At 74.5% G+C, this 1,170-nt stretch carries 2 protein-coding genes and 1 pseudogene; all 3 read right to left on the reverse strand.

Annotated elements, in window-relative coordinates:
• Positions 1-244, reverse strand: a 244-nt coding sequence (locus tag ACIQOV_RS42195; protein ID WP_401056547.1) for a hypothetical protein, incomplete at its 3' end; no start/stop codon positions are given.
• The gene (locus ACIQOV_RS42200; protein WP_401056548.1) at positions 241-861 is read right to left on the reverse strand and encodes a SigE family RNA polymerase sigma factor; all 621 of its coding nucleotides are present in this window, start codon (positions 859-861) and stop codon (positions 241-243) included. The genes ACIQOV_RS42200 and ACIQOV_RS42195, both read right to left, overlap by 4 nt.
• Positions 862-984: 123 nt before the next feature.
• Positions 985-1,170 (reverse strand): annotated as a pseudogene (locus ACIQOV_RS42205) (hypothetical protein); the annotation flags it as partial.

Raw genomic sequence — 1,170 nt, forward strand, 5'->3', positions numbered from 1 at the left:
GTGCCGGCGGGGCCTGCGAGGCGGGCCCGACGGCCCGGCCCCCGCCCTGCGCGGACAGGACCGCACCCGTACCGGCCACCAGCGCGAGCGCGGCCGCCACGGCCGACGCGCCCACCGCCATCCGGCGCCCCCGCCGCTGCCGGCGCACGTGGACCTGCACGGGCCCGGCGGACCAGTCCGCCACCGCGACCCGGGCCGCCTCGTCCCGCAGGGCGCCGCGCACCATGTCCTCGGTGTCCATCACCTGTTGCCTCCGTCCGTGCCGTCGATCGTCGAACCGGTGCCCGCCGCGTACGGGGCCAGCACCGGGTGGCTGCGCAGTTTCGCCAGACCTCGGCTGGCCTGGCTCTTCACGTTGCCGAGCGAGCAGCCGAGCACTTCGGCGACCTGGTACTCGCTCATGTCCTCCCAGTAGCGCAGGACGACCACGGCCCGCTGGCGCTGCGGCAGCTCGGCCAGCGCCTGGAGCAGCACCGAGCGCTCCTCGACGTCGCGGTGGCCGCCGCCCGCGGTGTGCGCCCGATCGGGGAGGACGGGCACGAGCAGCTGCCTGACCCGGCGCCGCCGGTGACGGCTCAGGTTGTTGTTCACCAGGGCCCGGTGGACGTAGGCGTCCGGCTCCTCCAGGCGGCTGATCCGGGACCAGTTCCTGAAGACCTTCGCGAACGTCGCCTGCACCACGTCCTCGGCCTCGTGGTAGTCGCCCGTGAGCAGGTAGGCGGTGCGTACCAGGCGCCGCCAGCGGGTGGCGGCGAACCCCTCGAAGTCGAGCTCCCGCAGGCCGGGGCCGCCCGCGGAAGCCGGTGCCGTGCCGGGCCCGGGCCGGTCCTCCACCGGGATGTGCAATGCGCTCGCGGTCATCCGATTCCTCTTCGTCCACGCGACGACCCGACCGGACCGTCGCTCTGCCCTACTCACCGCCGCGCCGCCGCAAGGGTTGCACGCCGGCGCCGAATCACCTGGGCGTCGAGCACAGGAGGGGGCTCACGAAGGGTCGAGCCGGTCGGGTTGCCGGCGCCGACGACGGCCGACGGCCGACGATCGACGGTGGATGAGGATGATCTCCCGCGTCCCGAGCAGCCGCTGGCTGATCGCCAGCGAGCGGATGGCGTCGTCGGTCGCCACCCCGCCGGGTTGGTGAGAACGGCGACCCTGCGGACGGTTCTCACC

Origin of the sequence: Kitasatospora sp. NPDC091257 (genome assembly GCF_044757675.1) — a bacterium.
GTDB classification, from domain to species: Bacteria; Actinomycetota; Actinomycetes; order Streptomycetales; family Streptomycetaceae; genus Kitasatospora; species Kitasatospora lactacystinica.

Coding starts and splice junctions, on each gene's coding strand:
- ACIQOV_RS42200 (WP_401056548.1), bottom strand. CDS start 861: ATGACCGCGAGCGCATTGCACATCCCGGTGGAGGACCGGCCCGGGCCC.